The following is a 23,659-nucleotide window of genomic DNA, read 5'->3' as shown; positions in this document are numbered from 1 at the left end:
TGCACTGCCATTGAGTGCGGAATGTCAGCGGGAACCATCGGAAACATGGTTGCAGGGCTCAGCTGACGGAATTCTCTGCTTGAAGGGGACCAGTCAACAGCCCGCCAACCCCGTTTTCCGGCTTCCATCGGAAGTCTCCCGGAGATCTGAGATCAGGAGTCGAGTGCATTGTCTAACGGAATTACGCCCCCAGAAGATGACCTGCCGGGTGATGACAGCACGGATTTGACACTGGGCCGCGTGCAGCCTCTGGACATTCGCGAGGAGATGCAGCAAAGCTACCTCACCTACGCGATGTCGGTGATTATCAGCCGGGCCTTGCCGGATGTCCGCGACGGGCTGAAGCCGGCACAGCGGCGCATTCTGGTCGCCATGAACGACCTGAACCTGGGTCCCGCATCCGGCCGGGTGAAATGCGCCAAGATCTCCGGAGATACGTCGGGCAACTACCATCCGCACGGCGAAAGCGTGATCTACCCGACCCTGGTCCGTCTGGCTCAGGACTGGGTGATGCGGGAAACCCTGATCGACAAGCAGGGGAACTTTGGCTCGATCGCCGGTCTCGGTCCGGCGGCCATGCGTTACACCGAAGCCCGCCTCTCCTCGGTCGCCTCGGAACTGCTCGACGATCTCGAACGTCAGACCGTCGACTTCGTCCCCACCTACGACCAGCGCAGCGAAGAACCGGTCGTGCTCCCGGCGCGGTTCCCCAACCTGCTCGTGAATGGCTCGCAGGGGATCGCGGTGGGGATGGCCACGAGCATCCCGCCGCACAACCTCAGCGAAGTGGCCGAAGCGGTCAAGCTGATCATCGACAACCCCGATTGCACGATCGATGAAATCATCGACGTTCTGCCTGGGCCCGACTTCCCCACCGGTGGAACAATCTGCGGAAGGTATGGCATCCGACAGGGATACCTGACCGGACGGTCCACACTCACACTGCGGGCCAAGGTCGAGTTCGAGACGGAAAAGAATACCGAAGTCATCGTGGTCAAGGAGATTCCCTATCTCGACACCCGTGACCGTATCAAATCCAAGCTCGAACAGCTGATCAAAGATGACAAGATCGAGGGAATCTCGCGGGTGGTCGACTATACCGACCGCAAGACCCCCAGCTGGCAGGTCCGCCTGCACATCTATCTGAAGCGCGATGCCGACCGTGAGGTGGTTCTCAATCAGCTCTACAAGTTCTCGCCGCTGCAGGCGACGGTCTCCGTCATCCTACTGGCGCTCGTCGGCAACCGGCCCGCAACACTGACCATCAAGCAGATGCTGGAAGAGTTCCTGCGTCATCGCGAAACCGTGCTGCGACGACGGACCGAGTTCCTGCTCGGCGAAGCCCGCAAACGCAAGCATACCGTCGAAGGTCTGTTGATCGCCCAGATCGACATCGATGAAGTCATTCGCACCATCCGGAATTCCCCCAGCCGCGCCGAAGCGAAGGTCCGGCTGCAGCAGATCAAGGTGGCTGCCGAGCTGATTGCCCGCGCATTGGGTGATGACGGCTTCACCATGTTCCAGGAAGAACAGGGGCGCTACGACAGCTACTCGCTCTCGGCGAATCAGTCGGAAGCGATCGTCAGCATGCAGCTTGGCTCGCTGGCCAATCTCGAACGCGAAAATCTGCAGGGAGAGCATCGCCACCTGCTCGATGACATCGGTGGTCATCTGCACCTGTTGTCCGATCCGGCCCACATCCGGGCCGTCATCCGGGAAGAAATGGACCTGCTGCAGAAGAAGTACAGCTCCCCGCGACGCACGGAAATCTCCGAAGAAGAGCTGACGGATGTCGACAAGGGAGAACTGATTGCCGAAGAGCCGATGGTGGTCACGCTGTCGCAGCGGGGCTACATCAAGCGGACGCCGCTGTCGATGTATCAGGCTCAGAATCGCGGCGGGAAAGGGATCAAGGGGGCCAAGACCGACGAGGAAGATCCGATCGAGCATCTCTTCGTGTCCAGCACGCACGCCTGGCTGCTGTTCTTCACCAATCTCGGCAAGGTCTACTGGCAGAAGGTCTATGATCTGCCGCTGCAGAACCGGACAGCCAAAGGACGGGCACTGGTCAACCTGCTCAATCTCTCGGATGACGAACGGGTGCAGGATTGCATCGCGGTCCGGGAGTTCGACGATGAACACTGCCTGCTGATGGCGACCCGCCGCGGCATCGTGAAGAAGACGATGCTCTCCGCCTATAGCCGCCCGCAGAAGGGGGGGATCATTGCGATCAAGCTGGAGGAAGATGACCAGCTGATCGACGTGGTCATGGTGCTGCCGAAGCAGGATGTCGTGCTGAGCACTGCGAAAGGGATGACGATTCGCTTCTCGGAAGCGGACGCCCGCCCCATGGGCCGCAATACACGCGGCGTCAAGGGAATGTCGCTCGGCAAGGGAGATGAAATCGTCGGCATGGTGATCGCCGATGAGAACTCAACTCTGCTGACGGTGTGTGAAAACGGTTACGGCAAACGAACTCCCTTTGGAGCGGCCGACCTCGACCTTCCGGATGGGGAGCCGACGGATGCCGACGTCGAAGAAAAGACAACGGCAGCTGAAGAAGTCGCCGAAGCCGATGACGAAGAATCCTCCAGCGGCAGCAGCACGATGCGTTATCGCCGCCAGCGTCGCGGAGGCAAAGGTCTGCGGGACATCAAAACGACGGAACGGAACGGCCCGGCGATCGGAGTGCTCGCGGTGGTCGATGGTGATGACGTGCTGATGGTGACGACCTCAGGCAAGATCCAGCGAGTTCGTGCCGCAGATATCAGTCAGATCGGCCGGAACACTCAGGGTGTGCGAATCATGCGTCTCGATGACGGGGACAAACTGGCATCGATCGCACTCATTCCCGCAGAAGTGGTGGGTGATGATGCCGCTCCCCCGGCGACTCCGTCCCCCTCGCTCCCGCCTGCCCCTGCGGCGCCTGCCGCAGAAGCGGGTGATGACGAGACTCCGGAGTAAACAGTTCGGAATGAAACCCAGCGAGTTGCAGCCAGGGCCCCCTGCTCTGGCTGCACAAGGCCACGAGGCAACCCTCGGGTCTGAGGAGGTCACGTCTCATGGCCGAACGCAAACCGGGCAATCTGTCGTGGGCTGGGTTCGCAGAGCAGCAGATTCAGGCGGCCGAAGCAGCGGGTGAGTTCACCAACCTTCCGGGAATGGGGCAGCCGATCCCCGGAATCGACCAGCCGCTCGAAGAGAATTGGTGGCTCAAGCAGAAGCTGAAGTCCGAACACGCTTCCGTACTTCCGCCGCTGCTCGAAGCCCGGCAGCTGATCGAAAAGGCCCGGCACGAGGTGTTGCTGCACCGCTCCGAAAGTGTCGTCAGGGCCCGGCTGGAAGAATTGCGGCAGCGTGTCGACGAGGCACTTCGCTCGCCACTTCCCAGCCCGCCCGTGGTCGTGCTCCCTGTCGATATCGAGGAGGAAGTGCAGCGCTGGAAAGAATCCGTGAAGCGACCTGCTTCCGAACGCATTGATTCCTGATCGACTCTTCCGGCTGAAGCGGCAGCGCACGTCTCAACAATGGGGCTGCCGGCTTTTTAGAATGGACAAGAGCGAATTTCTACAACGTCCCGTTCTGGGTCAACGTCGAGTCGTCACCGCGTCGGGCGAGAATCGCACCGTATTGACCGATATCGGTCGTGACGAGCGTCGCCCCGAGCGTATCGTGCGCATCGTCCTGTAGATCGTTCTGGCTTTTGCGACGATTGTAATCGCCCCACCACTGAACACCGGCCTCCCTCGTCCACGGGTGCTTCGGCTCGCACCGCGAGAGTTCTTCCGCGAACAGCGCTGCCGAGGCGATCCGGGCATCAGGGTTCTTCTGCAGACACTGCATCAGCAACGCTTCGAGATGCGGACAGACAGAGACGTTGCAGCGCTCCGTCGGCGAAACCGGTGTGGAGAGCATGTGCAGCTTCAGCACCTCCAGCACCGATTCCCCCAGGAAGACCGGCAGGCCGGTCAACAGGTAATACCCCACAGCAGCGAGTGAATACAGATCGCTGCGGGGGTCAATCGAATCTCTGCCGAGTGCCGCTTCCGGGGAGATATACAGCGGCGTCCCGACCACAGTCCGGTTGTCGGTGCGGGTCTCCCGCTGCGTCGAGGTCACCAGTCCGAAGTCGACAACCGTCACATGATCCGGGTGATTCGACCGGCAGGAGACCATGATATTCTCGGGCTTGATATCGCGATGAATCAGGTGCAGATCGTGGGCTTCGGAGAGAGATCCGCAGGCCTGCTTCAACAGCGAGATGACCCGGCCATCCGGCAGCGGTCCATCACGTTTCACCAGATCCGCCAGTGTCAGACCATCGATCAGCTCCATGGCGTAATACAACAGGTCGTCGGGCGTGTGGCCGTAGTCGAAGATCGACACCGTGTTGGGATGACGCAGGCTGCTCGTCAGCTGCACTTCCTGTTCAAACTGCGCGATGGACGTTTGCGACGTCCTTTCCGACCGGAGTACTTTGACTGCGGCGGGTCTTTTCAGCCGGATATGCCGCGCCCGGAAGATGGCCCCCATGCTGCTCTCTTTCAGTTTTTCTTCGAGCACATAGTTTCCGAACTGTCTGCCGGGAACAATCGACTGCCGTCGCCGCTGTTCAATCTGGTTGAGCATCGCATTCTGCAGGCGATGCACCAGCGACACAGGGTGCTGCAGCGAACTGGAGAGTGATTTGACCGCCTCATCGACGTCGGCCGCCACTTCCATCACGTGAAACCGCTGATTGATCGCATTCAGGTCGACCAGCCGGGGAACACCATCAGGTGACTGATTCAGGACATCCATCAGCAGCGCCGCGGCGGCGCCCGGGAAGGCCATCGGGATTTTTGGTGAGTCGACCAGCATCCGCTCGGGAGAATCATGATGCTGCAGGACGGAGAGCACGAGCTGATTGGAGAATCCCCAGTCCAGCAGCATGCGGGCTGTCACTTCCGCATGGGTCCAGCCAAAGCGTTCTTTCTCGAAATCAACGAGCGATGACCGTTCACCGCCGTGCAGGTACTCGTGATACTCCACCTGATAGCGACGAGTCAGCACAGGCAGCAGAATGTCCTGCAACATGGCGGCAGTGAAGCTGATCATGGGGTCGCCCCCCACTCGGCGGGCAGCCTCACGTGCGAACAGGCTGCGTTCAACGGTTTCTCGACGGAAATCGGCGGTGGCAACCAGTGGAGAATCGACCTGATCGACGGCGTTGGAGAGAGCACTCGTCAACAGAATTGTCGTGCTGTTGCCAATGCCCAGCAGGCCAATCGCCTGCGTCACCGAATCGACTTTCCGCTTCAACCCCCGCATGCACGAATTCACATTGCGAAGGAGTTCCGTCGTCAATGCCGGCTCGCACTCGACGACGGCACTCAGCTCACCCACGGTAACGTTGGGCTTACGGGCCCGGCTTGAGAACTCGATGACCGACTGCGGCGGCACCGGCAACTGCGTATCGAGAGTCCAGGGAAGTTCCCGCAGCGCGGTTAGCCGATCGCGATCCATCTCTTCAGTCGTCGGAGCAGTTGCGTTCATGGTGCTCAACATTGGAAACCGACTTCAATTTCGTTTGCCTGTCCCCGAGGAGCACAGGTCCCGGATGCTCTGCCCGCAAGACTTTAATTCGATTCGACTCGCCCCGTCCGATTGCCCACCATCCCCCATGCGCTCAGCAGAACCGCACTGACGATCCCTCACTGCGACGCGAAGGCTCACGACGTGGCGGTGGCGAGAACCGGTTGAGGATGCAGCGGCTCGGCCTCTTCCCCCATGATCGTGACACAGTTTCTGCCCCCCCGCTTGGACAGATAAAGCGCTGTATCCGCCGATTCCAGCAATTGACGAACGAAGGAAGCCTCCAGCGGATCCGGAATGGCCATGGCTCCGCCGACGCTCACGGTCACGTGGATCTTCAGATTGCGCCGGACAATCACCTGGGACTCGATCGACCGTCGCACACGCTCAGCCTGCCGCCGCAGACTCAACCGGTCGGAAGCGGTGGTCAGAATGACGAACTCTTCGCCTCCATACCGGGTCACGATATCACTCTCCCGGACATCGCTCCTGAGGGCGAGTGCCACGCTCTTCAACACTTCATCGCCGACGAGGTGGCCGTACGAATCATTGACCCGCTTGAAATGATCGACATCGACAAACAGGACAGCGACGCTGGACTGGGTCACACGGGCCTGATTCGCCCGCTCCTGCAACTGCTGCAGAAGGTAGTTCCGGTTGTACAGCGACGTCAGCGGATCGGTCATCGTGCTCTGGGTCAGCTCCAGCACGCGTCGTCGCAATCGCCCGTTCTCCTCCATGATCTCGCTGGCGGGAGCGGAGTCGGCTTCGCGCGTCAGCACCGCGTTCATCGCCAGCAGCGAGAGGTGATTCATCGCCTGCGAAAGTAACTCCACCGGTGAACCGACCTTCGTCATATCCAGCGAGAAGAGGTGACTGTGGTTGTCGAGTTCGCAGCGAATCTGCTCGATCAATTCATTAGCACTTTCCGGGGATTCATTCAGAATCGAATGCGACAACTCGTAGACCTTGGCAATCGCAATCCCCCGGTTTTCTCCACTGAAGAACTCGGAGAAGTGTGTCGACAGACGCAGCAGGTCCGACAGGCTCACACTCCCCGTCCGGTTCTGACAGGCCTGCTCCACGGTATCTTCAATCGCATCAGCCGCCAGGAGACAATGGGCAGGAAGCTTCCATTCACGCAGCATGGAGCGGGTGACATCCGTGGACGTGATCCCCCCCGCCTCGCGCTCCAGCAGATCGAGCGGCATTCCCGACTGCTCCGATTTGCGAATCAGTGCCGACATCCGCTCCGGATCGTGATTGATCATCGCCAGACGACCAATCCGGGCCAGCAGGGCGATCGTGAAGGCTTCCCCCTGTTCCACTCGGGTGTACTTCTCGGCGAGCAGCGACGCAGCGCAGCCCCGCACCAGAGACTGAAACCAGAAATCGGAATACAGGTCAGCATAGGGCCCGGTATTCATCGAGGCTTCCGCCAGCGAGAAGCCGAGAGCCAGCGCCATGACCGATTTTTTTCCCAGCAGGACCACCGCTCGCTGCAGATCGCTGACCGGCTTCTTCAGCCCGAACTGCGACGTATTGGCAGCCTTCAGGATTTTTCCTGAAAGGGCGGGGTCCATCTGCAGCAACTGCACCACTTCCGAGATCCCAACCTCGGGATCGGAAAAAATCTTGAGCAACCTGACTGCCACCATTGGCAGTGAGGGAAGGTGGGAGATTTTCTGCAGCTGGCTGTCCATGCGTTGTCCGACACCTGATTTGACGCGACGAAAGTTCAGGAGATCCCCGCACACCCCGGGTCAGGGTGTACAGGGATCTCAGAGGGGGAGATCTGCGCCCGGCACCTTCGCAAGTTGCGAAAGTGCGGGGTTGTCATTGAGGTTGATGGAAGTGAGCGTGGCCGGGGTGAGAAGCATTTTTGCCCATCTCACCTGTCCAGGACCGCCGGTCACCCAAGTCTTCGGGTCATCAATCGAAGGCTTCCGGCAAAACTTGCCAGTTGGGTTTCGAGAATTCAGGAAGACATGGCAAGAGGCAACGTACGGGGCAAGCTACACAGCCCCAACCGGTCCTGCAGGTTGTCCGAATGGAGCAGAATTGACCGTCATTTGCGGGTGTAACGTCTGCAAGGCAACAAATCTGAAAATCCGGAGCTCTGTTTCCAGAAAGATTCCAGTCCGGTTGTGACGATTGGGAAGACGAATCGTCCTGCACGGAGGTGGAAATGTTTGGCGTCTCACCCCAACTGGGAGCACTGGCGAAGCTCATGGACGTCGCGGACCTGCGACACCATGTCATCAGCCAGAATCTCGCCAACGTCAACACTCCGGGCTACCAGCGACTCGACATCGACTTTGAGAAAGAGTTCTCCAAAGCCATTCAGAAGGGCGGAGTCGAAGCAACCGCCGGGCTGAAGCCGCGAGTCATCGAAGAGGCTGGCCTCGCCGCCCGGACCGACGGGAATAACGTGGATGTGGATCGGGAAATCGGAGAGCTCAACCGGAATGCATTGCAGTTTCAAACCTATTCCCAATTACTGTCGAGCCAGTTCGACCTGATGCGCCGCGCGACCCGCAGCACCTGATCCCGGACATTCCGCTGGCAGACACGTCCAGCGCCTGCCCCTCCTGAAAGCAATCTCAATGGGTCTCGACAGCCTCTTTTCCGCCACCAGTATCGCCGGGTCCGGCCTGACTGCCGAACGGACCCGCATGGAAGTCGCGGCGAACAACATCGCCAATGCGAACTCCACCCGTACCGCAGCAGGGGGGCCTTACCGTCGACAACAGGTCGTGTTCTCCAGCCTGATGGATGACTCGATCACCCGCAGCGGAGGAAATATCAAGCAAGGTCTGACCGGAGTGCAGGTCAGCGAAATCACCACCGACCAGTCTGCCCTCCCCCGTGTGCACAATCCCGGCCACCCCGATGCCGGCCCGGACGGCTTTGTCGAAATGCCGAACGTGATGCTTCCGCATGAAATGATCGACCTGATGACCGCCAGCCGCGCGTATGAAGCCAATTTGAAGTCGCTGCAGATCTTCCGGCAAATGGCAGAACAGTCTCTCAACCTGATGCGGGGGATGAGCTGATGCAAATCAATCCGTCAGCTTCCTCACTCGCGGGCCTGCCACCGCTCCCGGCGTCGCACGGACCCGCGGAGGCGCGTGGCGGCTCCGGTGTTCCGTTCAGTCAGCTGATGTCGCAGTTCCTTCACGAAGTGGATCGACCGCAACAGGCCGTGATCCAGGGAATGGACGAACTGATGGCGGGCAAGAGTGACAACATTCATGAAATCGCCATCAACGTCGCCCAAGCGGATGTCTCCTTTCGGCTCGCAATGGAAGTCCGCGACCAGCTGATCAAGGCTTATCAGGAAGTCATGCGGATGCAGGTCTGACCGCAGCCGCAGAAAGCAAATTGAAAGTACGCACAGGCGATGGAGTTCGGTAACAGACTGCTGACGCAGATCAAGGCCCTGTGGGAGCAATGGAGCTTCGCACAGCGGGCCGGAATGGTCGCTGCGCTGCTGGCCAGCGTGATCGCCTTTGCAGCCATTGGTCTCTGGGCGACAACACCCGAATATGTCTTTCTGACCGATCGACTCAGCCCGCAACAGGCGGCTGAAATCGTCAGCCTGCTGGAAGCCGAGCAGATTCCCTATAAGCTCAATTACTCCGGCTCGGCGGTTTCTGTGGCCCGGAGCCAGTTGAGCCGAGCCCGGCTCGCCCTCAAGGACGTTGTCACCGACGCCGACACACCGACCGAAGAAATCAGCGACGGCATCTGGACTGACCCTGCGATGCAGCAGGTGCGGCTGGTCCGGCAGCTCGAGTCCCGCCTGGCAAGGTCGATCATGCAGATTGCGTCCGTCCGCAAGGCAACCGTGCATCTCACGCAATCGGAGAACACGCCGTTTCTCCGCAATCGGGCACCTGCCAAAGCCAGCGTGATTCTGGAACTGCAACCCAATGCACACTTCTCCGGCAGCGACGCCCGTTCCATCATCTCACTGGTGGCTCATAGTGTCGAACATCTGAACTCCGAAAACATCTCCGTCCTCGACACCAGCGGACGGCTCCTCTCCACCACGACCGGCATGGAGGCCGACGTCTCCGGACAGCTCAGCTACCGGGCACGCGTGGAAGCCGATCTGGCCGCCAAGGCCGAAACGATTCTCACGCAGATGCTGGGACCGGGGAAAGCGGTGGTGCGAGTGACCGCCGATGTGGACTTCACCGAGTTGCAGCGGAAGGAAACCAAGTACGATCCCGACCTGAAGGTGAAAGTCTCCGAGACCATCCACTCCGAATCACATTCTCACGGGAATGGAAAGAACACGCCACTTCCGGCGGGAGCTTCAGGCAACATCGATCCCCTGGCATTCAAAGCGGCAGCTTCCGGTTCCTCCGGCGGGACGAAGGTCGAAAGCAACACCACCACGTTCGAAAACGCCAAGACGGAAGACACGGTTCGCGAAGCTCCGGGCCGAGTGAAGCGGCTCACGGTCGCGGCTGTGGTTCAATTGCCTGACTCCACTCCGGCAACCGGTGGACAGGCAGGAGCTTCTGCGCTCAATGAAGAGAAGATCCAGCGAATCATCAAACAGGCGGTCGGCTACGATGCTGCAAGGCAGGACCAGATTGAAGTGCTCATCGCCCCTCTGAGCGGGACGGGAGAGATCCTCCCTCCTGTCGCGACTGGGACCAACTGGGATCAATATTCTCAGCTGCTCCGTAGCCTGTCGCTCGGTCTGGCGGCGATTGTCGCGCTCGTTCTGGGACTGCTGGTGCTGCGACGGATGCAGCCGATAGTGGTCGCCCCCCCTGAAAGCGAACAGCTGTCGAGCGAAACCGTTCTGCGACTGGCCGAACTCAAAACTCAGGCACGTGAACATCCCGCCGCGGTGGCCACCGTGTTCAAGGCCTGGCTGGAACAGGCTCCTCCGGAACAGGTGCGTCAGCGTTCTGCTGCCTGACCTGATCACTCCTCCCCTCAATCATGAACGCTCCCGTGGAAACAGAAACCCTGGTCGCTGCCCGCGCAGACCGCGTCCTGACGATGCTGCATCTGCTGGGCGAAGACGTCGCTGAGCAGTTTCTCAGCTCGCTGGAGGGCTCGGCACAGCGGGATCTCCGGTCGCGCTACCAGGGTCATCGTGCGCAAATGCCCTCGCCCCGCAAGCAGGCGCAAATTCTCGATGAGTTCGAACGCTTCTTCCAGTTCGCAGTCGCCTCCACCCCGGCATTGAAAGTTCATCAACCAGACGAAGAAGAGACGGCCGGAGAAAGTCTCGAAGAAACCTATCAGCTGACCGGCGACCCGTTGGCTGACATGGAAAAGATGAACCAGTTCCAGCTCGCAGCGGCTCTGAATGAAGAACATCCACGCACGGTGGCGATTCTGCTGAAGGCCGTCTCTGCCAAACGGGTCGCCGTGCTGCTGAACCTGCTGAAGGAAGATCGGCGCGAACCGGTCGTCCGGGAATTGAGCCGGGACCCGAAGACACCCGAGGTGATCCTCCGGCGCATCGCCGCCTCTGCCGTGGAGCGGGCCAGCTCACTCCCCGCCAGTCCTCCGGCCGAAGACGATCCGGTGCAGAAGCTGGTCGAAGTGCTGCGAGCCACAGAGAAATCCAAACGCCGACAGATTCTGAAAACCATTGAGGAACAAGATGCCGAGAAGGCTTCGCTGATCAGCCAGTCGCTGTATCAGTTCGACGACCTGTCAACGCTCGATGACTCGCAGATTCAGAAAGTGCTGGCGAAAGTCGACTCCACCAGTCTGTCGACCGCGTTGTTTGGCGCGAATGACCTCATCGTGGCCAGAATCATGAACAACCTTTCCAAGCGGGCCCGCGCGACATTGCAGGAAGAAATGAGCTTCCGCAAGAACGTGCCGGGAGTCCAGCTCAAGGCCGCTCGCGATCTCGTCGTTCAGGCGATCGCCGAGGCGGACCAGGAACAGTCATGAGAGCAGGAACTCCTTCATGTTTCGCACCGAAATCCGCTGGTCGGCCCCACCAGTCAATGTTCGCATCCGGACAGGCTCCCCGTCCACTGACGACCGGGCCGGCAGCCCGCGCGCTCCACTCACCTTCCCGGCCGGACTCCCCGACCTTTCCAGTCAGGTTTCCCGACCACCCCCGCCCGCTCCCCCGACTGTGGATCTCAGCCCGCTCTTCGGGAACTTGCACGCTGCTGTTGAACATCTGGAAGAACGGCGCCACCAGTCACTGCAGGAGCTGCAACAGGTGGCAATCGAACTGGCTGTGGCGGCTGCTTCACAACTTACTTTTCGTGCGATCGAGGCGGATCAATTCGGAGTGGAGATGCTCGTGCAGCAGGCGATCGACCGGCTGGGACTCCATGAGCCATTGCAACTCGCACTGCATCCTGCCGACCTGGAACTTCTGCAACGCAGTGAGGAAGGGGAAGCATTCTTCGCGGAACAGTCACTGCAGATTCGGAGTGATGCGACCCTCGAACGTGGCGCCTGCCGCATGGAATCGGGCACGCGAATTCTCATCTCGGACATTGCTTCACGGCTCACGGAAATTCGTCGGCATTGGCTGGAGGAACTGGATGACTCTCAGATTGAACGTCGACGCCCTCAAGCAGATTCCCGCACGATGCGACGTTTTCCGGACCGCAGGGAAACTGCGTAGCGTGCAGGAGATCCTGACCGCCCGTGTCCCGGGAACCATCGGTGAACTGTGCGAGATCCGCACGGCTCAGGAGGAGCGTCTGCTGGCGGAGATCGTCGGCGTGAATGAAGACCACACTCAGTTGATGTGCTTTCATCACGGCCAGGGACTCAAAACCGGTTGTGATGTGATCGCGACCGGCCGTCGCCCGCGTGTGCCGGTCGGTCCGGAACTGCTCGGCAGAGTTCTGAACGGTCTGGGCCAACCGATTGATGATGCCGGTCCGCTTTCCGTTCGACGTTGGCGCACACTCACACCGGAGACTCCTCCCTCACTGCGTCGGTCACGAATAACACAGCCATTGCCCACAGGACAGCGGGTCATTGACGGACTGCTCACGCTCGGCCGTGGTCAGCGTGTCGGCCTCTTCGCCGGCAGCGGCGTCGGCAAGAGTACCCTGATGGGGGAGATCGCCAAACATGCCCAGGCAGATCTGAATGTCATTGCACTGGTCGGCGAACGTGGCCGCGAAGTTCTTCCCTTTCTCGAAGATTGCCTCGGGCAGGCCGGACGTCAGCGATCGGTCGTCGTCGTCGCCACCTCAGATGAAACGCCCCTGATGCGCATTCAGGCGGTCCGCACCGCCATCACCATCGCAGAAGATTACCGCGAGCGCGGAGCCAACGTCCTGTTCTTCCTCGACAGCCTGACACGACTGGCTTTCGCCCAGCGCGAACTCGGGCTGCTCCGAGGGGAACCACCCGGGTCTCGAGGTTATCCCCCTTCCGTGCAGACACTCCTGGCAACGACGCTGGAGAAACTGGGAAATGACGAACATGGTTCCATCACCGGGCTGATCACCGTGCTGGTCGACGGCGACGACATGGACGAGCCGATCGCCGATGCGGCGCGTTCGATTCTCGATGGTCATATCGTGCTCGACCGCAAACTCGCCGTCCGGGGGCAATTCCCCGCGGTCAATGTCCTGCACAGCATCAGTCGGCTCTTCCGCGATGTCACCACGGCCGAACACCAGCAGGCGTCGCAGAAACTGCGTCAGGCGCTGGCCACTTATACCGAAGTCGAAGAATTGATCCGCATGGGGATCTATCAGAAAGGATCGTCTCCCCAGATCGACGAAGCGATTCGGCTCATGCCGCAGATTCAGGCCTTTGTCAATCAGACGATTGGTCAGGGGACCTCCTTTCCGGATTGTGTCCAGCAAATGAGTCGGATGTTCGCCGCATAATTCGACTCCGTCCTGAACTCTCATCGAGAAGTTGCCGCCCCGAATGAAACGCTTTCACTCACCTTTGTCAAAGTTCCATGACATCTGCCGGCAGCAGCTCCGTATGACCAGGCTGGAACTGGCAGTCGCCCAGTCCTGCTGGGAACAGGCAGTGGAACAGGAACGGCAGGCCCACCGACACCAGGAAAGCACCCGCGAAACCTTGACCCGCTTCATGCAGCAGCAAATGCAGTCTTCGCTCCTGCGAAGCGCTCAGGCGGAACTGGTGTTTGCTCAGGAAGAAGTGACCCGAGCGCGATCTGTCACCGCCGAGGCGGAAGCGACTCTGCAGCAGATCAGAACCAAATGCCAGGAACTGCAGGCGCGAGAAGAGAGTCTGGAGCAGCTGATCGCCCGCCAGCGCACGACTCATCGGCTGGAAATGCTGCAAGAACAACAAATCACGATGGATGACATGGCTGCCAGCCGCTGGGCCCGCTCCCGGCATCCGGCGGAGGAGGTGATGGATCATGGTTAAGATGATCAAGCTCGCAGTTTTCGGAATCGCCATCGGCGCTTTGGCGGCGGGCGGTTCGCTCGTCCTGCAGAAAAAGCTGAGTTCCTCACCGGTTGCGACTGCAACAGCTGCCGCGCCAGCCAGTGAACATGTCACTGCCGCTGCGGAGCCGACGGCTCCCAAAGGAGTGGCGCAATCCACTTCAGCGGATCATCATGCTCTCAAAGCGAGCGCCACCGACACGCTGCCCGTCCCGGTCCGCCCACGTGGCATGAGTGTGGAGGAGTTGCTTCGCTACGGCATGAGCGTGAAAGAACGGGAGCAGCATGTTCGGCAGCAGGAAGAACAGTTGCAGCAGCGCCGCATCCAGCAACAGCTCGTTTTGGCTGACATTGAGGGAGAGCGACGCGAGATCGACGGCCTGCGCATTCAGGTCAACGATCACCTCAAATCTGCAGAGAGGCTGATTGAACGACTCAACGCGGCTCGCCAGTCGGTCATCGATGAACGAACCGCGGCCAATGCTGAGTTCAGCAAGATGAAAGAGGCCCGCATCGAGGTTGACGGACAACAGGCGGATAACACCAAACGACTGGCCCAATGGCTGCAAGGCATGGATGCCGAGAAATCGGCCAGCGTCCTCAAAGAGATGGCCAACGATGGCAAGATGGAGATGGCGGTCCAAATTCTCTCGCACTTCGAAGCCCGTGAAGCGGCGAAAATTCTCTCTGCCATCGAAGATCCCAAGCTGATTCAGCAGTTTGCTGAAAAGTATCAGAACGTCAAATCCGCCTCGCGGGAATCGACCAAACGCTGAGACGATTCTCCGCCCTGTTCCTGCCCCAATCCGACTTCCCTTCTTTGCCCCGTCTTGAGGCTGCTCTCATGTCTCCTCTGGAAATCACAAGCATTGTCCGGGATCTGCTGGTCACCGCTCTGATCCTCACTCTCCCCTGTGTCGGCGCGAGTCTACTTGTGGGAGGAGTGATCAGTGTGCTTCAGACCATCACCAGTGTGCAGGAACAGACACTCTCGTTTGCTCCCCGCATCATCGCTGTTGCCCTCGTGATGATTGCCACACTCCCCTGGAGCCTGCGGGTCGCCAGCGGCTTCACGTCACGCATGATTTATCACCTGGTGGAAGGGGTCCAATGACGACTTCCTTCGCTGTGATGCTGCTGCTGACTTTTCTCCGCATCAGCGGCTTCGTCACCTTTCTGCCACCATTCGGCGGCAAGAATATTCCCTCGACGGTGAAGATCGGGCTGATCTGCAGCCTGACCGCCATGTGGAGCATGAAGCTGACACCCTCTGCTCTGCTCACCCTGCAGGAGCAGACGACCGGTCACTGGGGCTTCGTGGTCTGGCTGTGTGCGAGAGAAACGTTTCTCGGCGCGGCGATGGGTTGGCTGCTCGGATTGATTCTCGTTCCGGTGCGTGTCGCCGGAGCCTATATCGTTCAGGAAATGGGACTGACGCTCGGCGCGATCACCTCGCCGACCGAGGGGACGGAAAGCAACGTTCTCTCACAGGCGTTTGAAGTGGCGGCGGTGCTCGCGATCTTCGGCATGAACCTGCATCATCAGTTTCTGCGCCTGTTCGACGCTGCCTTCACGGCGTTTCCGTTGGGGAAATCGTGGACGTTTCCGCAGCGGGATTGGCTGCTGGGAAGCCTGACACACAGCACCGAAATTGGCCTCGGGATCGCCGCTCCCGTCGGTATCGTGCTGTTTGCCACACTGGTGACCACTTTGTTCGTGATGCGTCAGACACCGCAGTTCAACTTAATGTCCTTCGGAATGCCGGTTCGAATCCTGGTGGGACTGGTGGCCACACTCTGGTTGCTCCCCGGAATTCTGAACAGCCTGTATGACTCACTTCAGCATTTCGCTTCGTTCTCCGGACTTTAGAGCGAATCTCACTGACGTTTGGCGCTCTGGCGGCGGAAAACCAAGCATTCCCAAAGATTTTCCACACAAACGCCGCCACACTTCCCCGGGATCGGGGCCAGGACTCCATTCGCGATTTCAGTGGACACCGAATGAGCAAGTGCGTTACATCGAACGAACGGGTGAATGCACTCGTTGACGCGTCGTGCGCTGGTGACCGGTATTCGTGACATTCCCTCGTAAGCAGCAATCGCATGGCTGAAGGATTTGACGACAACAAGACAGAGGCCCCAACACCAAGGCGGCGGGAGAAGGCTGCGGAAGAAGGTCAACTCGTCTACAGCCCCGACTTCAGCGGAGCAATGGTTCTGTTGATCGTCGCCATTGCGGCGGTGTGGCTGGTGCCCGCTGGTGCAACCGCTCTGAAGTCCCTCCTGCAGACACGGCTCGCCACTCTCGATGGTTCCACCTGGGGAACAACCGCCACCGTCATGTCTGTCCGCTGGCTGCTGGCCAACACCTGGGCTCTGGTTGGAACTGCAAGTCTCGGACTGATTGCGATCAGTCTTTTTCTCTCACAGGCACAATCAGGCTTCGTCATCACCAGCAAAGCTCTCGACCTGAATTGGGATCGACTCTCGCCGGTCAGCGGCTTTCAGAGGCTCTGGTCTCTCGACAGCAGTGTCCGTGGGCTGCAGGCGATCGTCAAGGTGCTCTCGTTGCTGGCTGTGGCGGTTGTCGTCTTGCTTTACTGGAAAGGGACAGTGCAATCGGAGGCGCATGTCAGCCTGCAACATTCCGTCCGCGTCGGCTGGGGACTGATCAGTCAGTCGATGCTGGCACTCGCGGGCGTTGCCTTTGCGTGGGGAGCTGTCGATTATGGCTTCCGGTATTTCCGTCATGAACAGAAGCTCAGAATGTCACGACAGGAGATTCGGGATGAACAGAAAGACGAGGAAGGAGATCCTCAACTGAAAGGACGGATGCGGCGCATGCAGAAGGAAGCAGCGCAGCGAAAGACGTTGAAAGATGTCCCTCGCGCTTCGGTCATTCTCACGAATCCCACTCACTACGCGGTGGCGATTCGCTATGAGCCGGGAGTGATGAAGGCTCCGCAAGTGCTCGCCAAAGGGAGCGGAGCATTCGCCCGGAAAATTTCCGAAGTGGCTCGCGAAAATGGCATTCCCGTACTTGAACGAAAGCCCCTCGCACGGGCCCTGTACGCCATTGCCAAGGTGGGCGAAGAGATTCCGGTGGAGTTCTTCCGTGCCATTGCCGAAGTTCTGGCGTACGTCTACCGGCTCAAAAAGGGGGCCTGATTCAAACCCGGAGCCTCTGGACCTCGACCTTCCCGAACCGGTCGCGCGCTGCTGTCTTTGTCATCAGACGCAATCGCCCTGCGTGGGAGTGCGAAGCAAAGCCGACTGTCGTGTTATAACAGTGCTCGTTCCGACGGCTTTCGTGGAGCAACAGATTTCGGACGGGATGAACCGCTGGCCGGTTCATCATAGTAGGAACCGTAGGTGTCGTAGTCGTAGCTTGAATCCGAAGAGGTGGAGGCATCAAACCCATTCGCCACAATGCCGTACACCCGGATTCCGTGCGAGCTGAGTGTTTCCAGGGCGCGGCGGACTGCGGCCCGTTTCGTCTTCTTCATACGCACCATCAGCAGCATGCCATCCACATGCGGAGCGATAATGCACGGATCACTGACCGCGAGGACCGGCGGCGAATCGATGACGATCAGATCGAAACGCTCGCGCAGATGACGCAACAGGGTTTCGAGTGAGGTCATCGAGAGGATCTCGGCCGGATTCTCCGGGCACAGCCCGCTCGTCAGCAGTGAAAGCCCCTGAATCGGGGTTGGCCGAATCGCGTTCTCCCAGTCGATCTCGTTCAGCAGCACATCGGTCACTCCGATTTCCTGCTCGGTCCGGAACAATTGGTGTTGTGTCGGCCGACGGAGATCGCAGTCAAGCAGCAACACCGATTTCCCCGACTGGGCAATCGCGATCGCCAGATTGGCGGCAGCGGTGCTTTTGCCGTCGCCCGGTTCCGGACTGCTGAACTGGATGATCTGCTGCCCCTGCTGCATCGCGACAAACAGAGTCGTTCGAATCGAGCGAAACGCTTCCGCCTCACGCGATCCCGGCCGATGAAAGTAACACAGTGCCGGAGATAGACCCCGCTCGCGGGCGATGCGATCGGCGTCGGCTGATGAGGAGAACTTCGGGACAACCCCCAGCAGGGGCGATCCGGTGAACTGTTTGATGCTATCCAGTGATTTGAGTGTCGTATCCAGCCACTCTCTGAGATAACTCAGACAGAAGACGACCGCCACTCCCAGAATGCCGAACGTCGCAACGAGTTTGATCACCCGTTTCAGAGAGCGCTCAATCCGCACCTGCGAGATCTGCTGCAGGCGATACCCTTCCCCTTCACGGGAGACATCGTAAGCAGCGATCTGATTGTAGAGTTGTTCCAGCTGCAGCTTCAGTCGACCGATCTGATCTTTCCGGCGCTGATCTTCGATCTCGAACATCTCCGCTTCTTTGGCCTTCTTCTGGGCGTCATCATGCAGAAGCGCCAGGTTCTCGTTATCGACTTCCAGTTCTTTCAGCTGTCCCTCGAGCGTGTCACGATAGACGCTGACGAGATCGAGCCGCTTGGGATCGGCCGCGGGCGTATTCTCTCCCGTGACGGTGTTGGGAGGGGGAGTAAGACCGTGACGGGCATACTCGTTGAGAATGGTTTGAATCTGTCCGCGCACATTGCGGACAGAAGAGTGCTTTTCACCCAGTGAATGGAGCAGCCGCTGCTCCAGCAGACGGGCCGTGAGCAATTGCTGATCGAGGCTCGCTTTTTCTGGCGAGGCGGTCAGATTCACGCCTCCGCCCGATCCGGTTCCGCCTCCTCCCCCGGAGGTTCCGGTCGAAAGAGAGTGCAGGACCCAGAACTCCAGTGCTTCGCGCGACGTCTTCTCCTGACGTTTGCGATCCAGCGTGGCCAGTCGGGCCTGAATACTGGAGCGCTTCCGCATGTTTTCATTCTGCGCCGCTTCCAGCGCAGCCAGTTCTGCTTCGTACTGATTCTGGGCCGGCGCCGGCATGCCGTTGACCGTCACCACCGGTGAGGCCTTCAGGAAGACCGGTGCAGCCTGCCTGAACTTCTGGTAGTCGGCTTCCTGTGTTCGAACGTCCTCAGCCAGTTTCTCCTGTCGTTCCAGCAATGTTTTGTAGAGCTGCTGGGCGTTGGCATCTTTCGTGTCGTCCAGATAATCGCGATAGGATTCCACCATCGCCTGGACCACTTTCTGGGCAATCTCCTTGTTGGGATGCAGATAAGCGATATCCAGAATGTTGTCGAAGGAGCTTTCCTGTCCCGCGCTGCGGCTGACTTTGAGTCCTTCTGTAATTTCCTTCAGCGGGTCATAGGCGTTAACCAGCTGCGGAATCTGATCGAGTCCATGATCCTTGAACGCCCGCTCGACGATCAGGTCAGTCTGGATCAACTGGACGTGATCACCACGTTCGCCGTATCGGTTGGCCTCGCCATCGTTCAGGGGAACCGATGCCCGTTTGGATACGAGAACCCGCGTCGAGGCCGAATAGACCGGTCCCAGATACTTGTATACTCCGACTCCAGCCAGTAGCCCCAGACACAAACCGATGGCCAGCGGACGCCAGATCGACAGGACAAACCGCACAATATCGATGGGAATCCCGGCAGCGGCTGGATTGCCACCGAGTGGTGTGAAATCGAACTCCGCTTCACGCGGAGGATGGTTTTCGGGTACTGCCACGAAATTACGTCCTCAATCTCTCAACGTCTGCCATCAACGACACGAGACGCGGTCAGGCGTCCCCTGCTGTACACGACGAAACTCTTCCTGATAAAAGTCCAGCGTTTCGTTCAGACCTTCATGCAGATCAATGAGCACCTCATAACCCAGATCCTGACGGATCGCGCCGATGTCGGCCCACGAGTGCAGGACATCACCCGCGCGTGGCGGCTGAAAATCGGGTTGAAAGTCTTTGCCCAGTCGCTGACAGATTTTGTGCAGCAGCTCCAGCACACTGATCGTCTGACCGCTGGCCACGTTGTAGACACGACCGGAAACGCCCGGCACCGTGGCCGCCAGGATGTTGGCATGCACGACGTTGCGAACATGAATGAAGTCTCGCGACTGCTCACCGGTGCCGAAGATCCGTGGAGTGCGACCACTCAGCAGTGCATCGGCGAACAGTGGAATGACCGCAGAGTAAGGACTCTTGGGGTCCTGCCTGGGTCCGAAGACATTGAAGTAACGCAGACGGACGACCTCAATGTCGTAGACCGCCGCAAAAGACTGTCCGTAGTATTCACCCGCCAGTTTCGCCGCCGCATACGGCGAGAGAACCTCCGGCACCTGTGATTCGTGTTTGGGCATGACCGGCGAGTCGCCATAGGCGCTGCTGGAGCCGGCATACACGACACGCTGAACACCCGATCGGCGGGCCGCATCCAGCACATTGACGGTTCCTGTCACGCAGACGTCATGCGACGCGAGCGGATTTTCAATGCTCAGTGGAACCGAGGCGAGAGCCGCCTGATGGAAGACGGTGTCCACATCCTGCATGGCTGCGAGGACTGCCTGCGGATCGCGCACATCTCCGTCGATGAATTCGATTTGATCCCACAGACCGTCAAGATTTCGGCGATGCCCTGTGCTGAGGTTATCGAGCACCCGCACCCGCACGTTTTCCTGGACCAGATGCGCCGTCAGGTGCGAACCGATGAAGCCGGCCCCCCCAGTCACCAGACAGGTTGTCAGTTTTCTAGACACGCTCGTGCCCCAGTCGCATTTCGGGATGTCGATGGACCTTCTGCCCTGAGTCGGCCGACAGGCAGCCGCTCCCTACCCTCCAATCTAGCTCGCACTGGAGGGCCCGGCCCAAAACTCCGTCCCGAGCGGCAGGATTTCGCATTTCTACGCATCGACCACAGGGGCATTCCGGAGCGGGCGAATCCCGGTTTCGGCAAAAATTACAGGTTGGAACCTCACAGGGCCCCTCCCGACCCGCACGACGGGTCCCCTGCACCGGAAACATCCGTTCCAACTGAAGAGTTCGCTCCAGGTGGCATGACCGGAGCCGCACGGCCGACCGCTGCATTTCAATTTTCCAGAGCGCACGAAAAAATCCGCCGGCAGCCGCTGAGGACTCCCGACGGATTCTGTCGCGTTTCAGAAGAACCTTTAGAAGTTGCTGGAGACCTTCTTGTCCTTGGTGCCGCCGTTGCGGGTCACCAGGGCTGCAATCACCGCCAGTCCGGTATCTTCGCTGAGGAACCGGGCCGAGCCATCGCCGAAGAGCACGTTCAGTCCCCCGTTATGGAACGAGTACGGCTGGCTGGACCCTTCAGTCCCAAATGGTGCGGGGAAGCCAGTTGTCCCGTACTGCTCGGCGGCATGGTCATAGCCGTTCGTCCGGTTGATGAAGATATTGGCCAGCCCCAATGTCGTGGCTGCTGAGCTCGTCGTCGGCACAGTCACACCCATCTTGTCGGAGCCGTACAGAAGGATATCGCTGGCCGGACGGGACCAGCCACCGCCGTTGGTGTGATGTTCATAGAGGTTGCCGTCGACCAGAGTCCCGCGCCGGTAGACAAACGGCCGTCCTGCCGATTCCCAGATGGCAATGGTATTCGACATGCCATCGACGATATCGGCGAAGGTCAGTGAGGAGTTCTTGGGAGCAAACCCGTTCGTCAGCTTGCCGACGGCACTTCCCGCTTCGGTCGTGTTGCTCTGACTGCCGACCAGATCGTCGGGGAAAGCATCTCCCAGTTCCTTTGAGACCCCCAGCGAGGCCGCATAGTCACCGTTCGCCACGCGGCCGTCCAGGCCGTCACAGTCCCGCGGAATTTGTCAGGATTGTGATCCAGCACGCCATTCTGCTTCGGGGAGGACGGGCATTCATAGGTCTTGATCCGCAGTGACGTGACCGGCAGATTGCCGGTGTTGGGAATCGCGGCGCCATTGCTGTCCAGCTCGGCGTAATCCCAGTTCTTGGTCAGGTCATACTGATCCCAGAGGGTCCGCTGCTCAATGTAGGGAAGAAGTTTGGTGAACAGCCCGACCCGGACCGTCGAGGCTTCACTGGGACGGCCGCTGCTGGGAATCACTCCCTTGGCATCGTGGAAATTGTGAATGGCCAATCCCAGTTGCTTCAGATTATTGAGGCACTGAGAACGCCGGGCCGCCTCCCGCGCCGATTGCACGGCCGGCAGGAGAATGGCGGTCAGGACTGCGATGATCGCAATCACCACCAGGAGTTCGATGAGTGTAAAGCCTGTCCGCGCGGGAGCGGGCACAAGACGACGACGAAACCGAATCTTCATTTTGGTGTTCCAGTTCGAGTCAGAAGACATCAGGAAAGAAAGCGCAAATCGGAAGACGATCACGGTTCACTTCGTGAGACAACAACAGCGCATTTGCAGCTCCTCCTGAAAAAGACGAGACGAATGGCCGACGACAGCGCGCACCGGGAGCCCAGTCCGGTGCTTCCAGAAATTCAATGCCGATGAATGGCCCGAGTGAGACCGACTCAGGCGACGGTATGTCCCGGGCTGCTGACGGGAAGGGGACTCTCCCGCTCCTGTCTGAACCAGCCCGGCGCAGAATGTGCCTGCCCGCGCATCCCGTTTCGTTTGATCAAGGGCAGGCTGTGTACGAAAGCTTGAGCCTCAAAATTCCCCCATGGCCAGCCTTCACTATCGGCTCGCCGCAGGATAACACTACAACTTTAGTCGTGTTTATATGAATCCTGCTAATATGTCAACAGCCACGCAAGCAGTTTTTTGAGAGACAAGCGGGTCGCACCCCTGATAAAAAGCCAAAAAAAAGCTGTTCGACCTCCGTTCCGCTCCCCCCGGTATCTCGTCCCTGTTCGCTCGACCGCCCCCTTCAGAATCCTTCAGCCCGCGAGCATCGGGGCTGCCGGGCATTAAAAAAGCCCGACCATTTTGGGCCGGGCTTGATGGGATTTCCAATAGGCAGCATCCAGCGAACGTCCCCGTCCGCCCCTGCGTCCTCTCCACTACTTCGCGGCAGCGAGCCGCTTGTTCACTTCATCCCAGTTCACGAGATTCCAGAACGCGGCGATGTAGTCGGGACGGCGATTCTGATAGTTCAGGTAGTAGGCGTGTTCCCACACGTCCAGCCCCAGAATCGGTGTCCGGCCTTCCATTAACGGCGTGTCCTGATTCGGAGTGCTTTCAATCTGGACCTTGCCGTTGTTGACCGACAGCCAGGCCCAGCCACTCCCGAATCGGCCCGTGGCCGCGGCAGCGAAATCGGTTTTGAACTTCTCAAACCCACCCAGGGACTTGATTGCCTCAGCCACAGCGCCGGTTGGTTCTCCCCCTCCGCTGGGGCTCAGCACCGTCCAGAACAGGGTGTGGTTGGCGTGTCCCCCGCCGTTGTTGCGGACGGCAGTCCGGATTGCTTCCGGGACAGAGGAGAGATGCCGCATCAGATCGTCGATAGACGATGATGCCAGATTGTCATGCCCTTCCAGCGCTTTGTTCAGATTGTTGATGTAAGTCTGATGATGCTTGGTGTGGTGAATCTCCATTGTCCGCGCATCGATGTGCGGTTCGAGAGCGTTGTAAGCATATGGCAGCGGTGGAAGCGTGTAAGCCATCGGGATCTCCTCGGGTTCAGCTGTGCGAAACCAGTCTCAATCCGGCATTCTAAACCGGGCTGGCGGCGTCACAACCATCGGTCCGGAGATTTCCATAAAATCCGGTCCCGACAGCTGGACACTCGCTGATTGACCGTTCCGTCGAAACAGGATGTG

20 protein-coding genes and 1 pseudogene are annotated in these 23,659 nt (G+C 59.3%); 14 read left to right on the top strand and 7 right to left on the bottom strand.

Going from position 1 to position 23,659, the window contains the following annotated elements; genetic code table 11:
- Positions 1-168 precede the first annotated feature (168 nt).
- Positions 169-2,964: a DNA gyrase subunit A gene (gene gyrA / locus SH664x_RS04140; RefSeq protein ID WP_437205282.1), complete on the top strand. Its 2,796-nt coding sequence runs from the start codon at positions 169-171 to the stop codon at positions 2,962-2,964.
- A 98-nt stretch (positions 2,965-3,062) separates the two neighbouring features.
- Positions 3,063-3,488: a DUF1992 domain-containing protein gene (locus SH664x_RS04135; protein WP_437205281.1), complete on the top strand. Its 426-nt coding sequence runs from the start codon at positions 3,063-3,065 to the stop codon at positions 3,486-3,488.
- Positions 3,489-3,567: 79 nt separating this feature from the next.
- On the opposite strand, the gene SH664x_RS04130 is transcribed toward SH664x_RS04135, so the two are convergent.
- Together SH664x_RS04130 and SH664x_RS04125 are read right to left on the bottom strand one after the other, a co-directional pair.
- Positions 3,568-5,535 (bottom strand): protein kinase domain-containing protein, encoded by a 1,968-nt coding sequence (locus tag SH664x_RS04130; protein WP_437205279.1) that lies wholly within the window; start codon positions 5,533-5,535, stop codon positions 3,568-3,570.
- 176 nt (positions 5,536-5,711) lie between these two features.
- The gene (locus SH664x_RS04125) at positions 5,712-7,277 is read right to left on the bottom strand and encodes a diguanylate cyclase (protein WP_437205277.1); all 1,566 of its coding nucleotides are present in this window, start codon (positions 7,275-7,277) and stop codon (positions 5,712-5,714) included.
- A 485-nt stretch (positions 7,278-7,762) separates the two neighbouring features.
- On the opposite strand from SH664x_RS04125, the gene flgB reads away from it, so the two are divergent.
- The 12 genes and pseudogenes from flgB to SH664x_RS04065 form a co-directional block, all read left to right on the top strand.
- The gene (gene flgB / locus SH664x_RS04120; protein ID WP_437205276.1) at positions 7,763-8,122 is read left to right on the top strand and encodes a flagellar basal body rod protein FlgB; all 360 of its coding nucleotides are present in this window, start codon (positions 7,763-7,765) and stop codon (positions 8,120-8,122) included.
- Positions 8,123-8,180: 58 nt separating this feature from the next.
- A complete protein-coding gene (gene flgC, locus SH664x_RS04115) occupies positions 8,181-8,630 on the top strand; it encodes a flagellar basal body rod protein FlgC (protein WP_437205275.1) in 450 nt (149 codons plus the stop codon).
- Complete coding sequence (gene fliE / locus SH664x_RS04110) at positions 8,630-8,938, top strand: flagellar hook-basal body complex protein FliE (RefSeq protein WP_437205274.1); 309 nt, start codon at positions 8,630-8,632, stop codon at positions 8,936-8,938. Before flgC ends, fliE begins: the two co-directional genes overlap by 1 nt.
- Positions 8,939-8,977: 39 nt before the next feature.
- Positions 8,978-10,516, top strand: a complete 1,539-nt coding sequence (gene fliF / locus SH664x_RS04105; protein WP_437205272.1) for a flagellar basal-body MS-ring/collar protein FliF — start codon at positions 8,978-8,980, stop codon at positions 10,514-10,516.
- Positions 10,517-10,551: 35 nt separating this feature from the next.
- Entirely contained in the window at positions 10,552-11,511 is a 960-nt protein-coding gene (locus tag SH664x_RS04100) for a FliG C-terminal domain-containing protein (protein WP_437205270.1), read from the top strand.
- A gap of 16 nt (positions 11,512-11,527) precedes the next feature.
- Positions 11,528-12,205: a FliH/SctL family protein gene (locus tag SH664x_RS04095; protein WP_437205269.1), complete on the top strand. Its 678-nt coding sequence runs from the start codon at positions 11,528-11,530 to the stop codon at positions 12,203-12,205.
- Positions 12,123-13,433 (top strand): FliI/YscN family ATPase, encoded by a 1,311-nt coding sequence (locus SH664x_RS04090; protein ID WP_437205267.1) that lies wholly within the window; start codon positions 12,123-12,125, stop codon positions 13,431-13,433. Before SH664x_RS04095 ends, SH664x_RS04090 begins: the two co-directional genes overlap by 83 nt.
- Positions 13,434-13,536: 103 nt before the next feature.
- Positions 13,537-13,950 carry a hypothetical protein gene (locus tag SH664x_RS04085; RefSeq protein ID WP_437205265.1) on the top strand — a complete coding sequence of 138 codons (414 nt, stop codon included), beginning with the start codon at positions 13,537-13,539 and terminating at the stop codon, positions 13,948-13,950.
- The gene (locus tag SH664x_RS04080; RefSeq protein ID WP_437205263.1) at positions 13,943-14,746 is read left to right on the top strand and encodes a hypothetical protein; all 804 of its coding nucleotides are present in this window, start codon (positions 13,943-13,945) and stop codon (positions 14,744-14,746) included. The genes SH664x_RS04085 and SH664x_RS04080 overlap by 8 nt, the downstream gene beginning before the upstream one ends.
- A gap of 68 nt (positions 14,747-14,814) precedes the next feature.
- Positions 14,815-15,084, top strand: a complete 270-nt coding sequence (locus SH664x_RS04075; RefSeq protein WP_437205261.1) for a flagellar biosynthetic protein FliQ — start codon at positions 14,815-14,817, stop codon at positions 15,082-15,084.
- Positions 15,081-15,839, top strand: coding sequence for a flagellar biosynthetic protein FliR (locus SH664x_RS04070; RefSeq protein ID WP_437205259.1), 759 nt, complete (start codon positions 15,081-15,083; stop codon positions 15,837-15,839). Before SH664x_RS04075 ends, SH664x_RS04070 begins: the two co-directional genes overlap by 4 nt.
- Positions 15,840-16,072: 233 nt before the next feature.
- Positions 16,073-17,053: pseudogene (locus tag SH664x_RS04065) on the top strand (EscU/YscU/HrcU family type III secretion system export apparatus switch protein); the annotation flags it as partial.
- Positions 17,054-17,250: 197 nt separating this feature from the next.
- On the opposite strand, the gene SH664x_RS04060 reads toward SH664x_RS04065, so the two are convergent.
- The 5 genes from SH664x_RS04060 to SH664x_RS04040 form a co-directional block, all read right to left on the bottom strand.
- Positions 17,251-19,620 (bottom strand): polysaccharide biosynthesis tyrosine autokinase, encoded by a 2,370-nt coding sequence (locus SH664x_RS04060; RefSeq protein WP_437205257.1) that lies wholly within the window; start codon positions 19,618-19,620, stop codon positions 17,251-17,253.
- A gap of 33 nt (positions 19,621-19,653) precedes the next feature.
- Positions 19,654-20,643, bottom strand: a complete 990-nt coding sequence (locus tag SH664x_RS04055; protein WP_437205256.1) for an SDR family oxidoreductase — start codon at positions 20,641-20,643, stop codon at positions 19,654-19,656.
- Positions 20,644-21,054: 411 nt separating this feature from the next.
- Positions 21,055-21,537: a DUF1559 family PulG-like putative transporter gene (locus tag SH664x_RS04050; RefSeq protein WP_437207178.1), complete on the bottom strand. Its 483-nt coding sequence runs from the start codon at positions 21,535-21,537 to the stop codon at positions 21,055-21,057.
- 29 nt (positions 21,538-21,566) lie between these two features.
- A complete protein-coding gene (locus SH664x_RS04045) occupies positions 21,567-22,199 on the bottom strand; it encodes a DUF1559 family PulG-like putative transporter (protein ID WP_437205254.1) in 633 nt (210 codons plus the stop codon).
- Between the two features lie 698 nt (positions 22,200-22,897).
- Positions 22,898-23,503 carry a superoxide dismutase gene (locus SH664x_RS04040; RefSeq protein ID WP_437205252.1) on the bottom strand — a complete coding sequence of 202 codons (606 nt, stop codon included), beginning with the start codon at positions 23,501-23,503 and terminating at the stop codon, positions 22,898-22,900.
- Positions 23,504-23,659 lie beyond the last annotated feature (156 nt).

It is taken from the genome of Planctomicrobium aquicomposti, from assembly GCF_051466325.1.
Taxonomy (GTDB): Bacteria; Planctomycetota; Planctomycetia; order Planctomycetales; family Planctomycetaceae; genus Planctomicrobium.
Note: the sequence above shows the minus strand (reverse complement) of the source record. Positions and strands in the feature narration are given on the sequence as shown.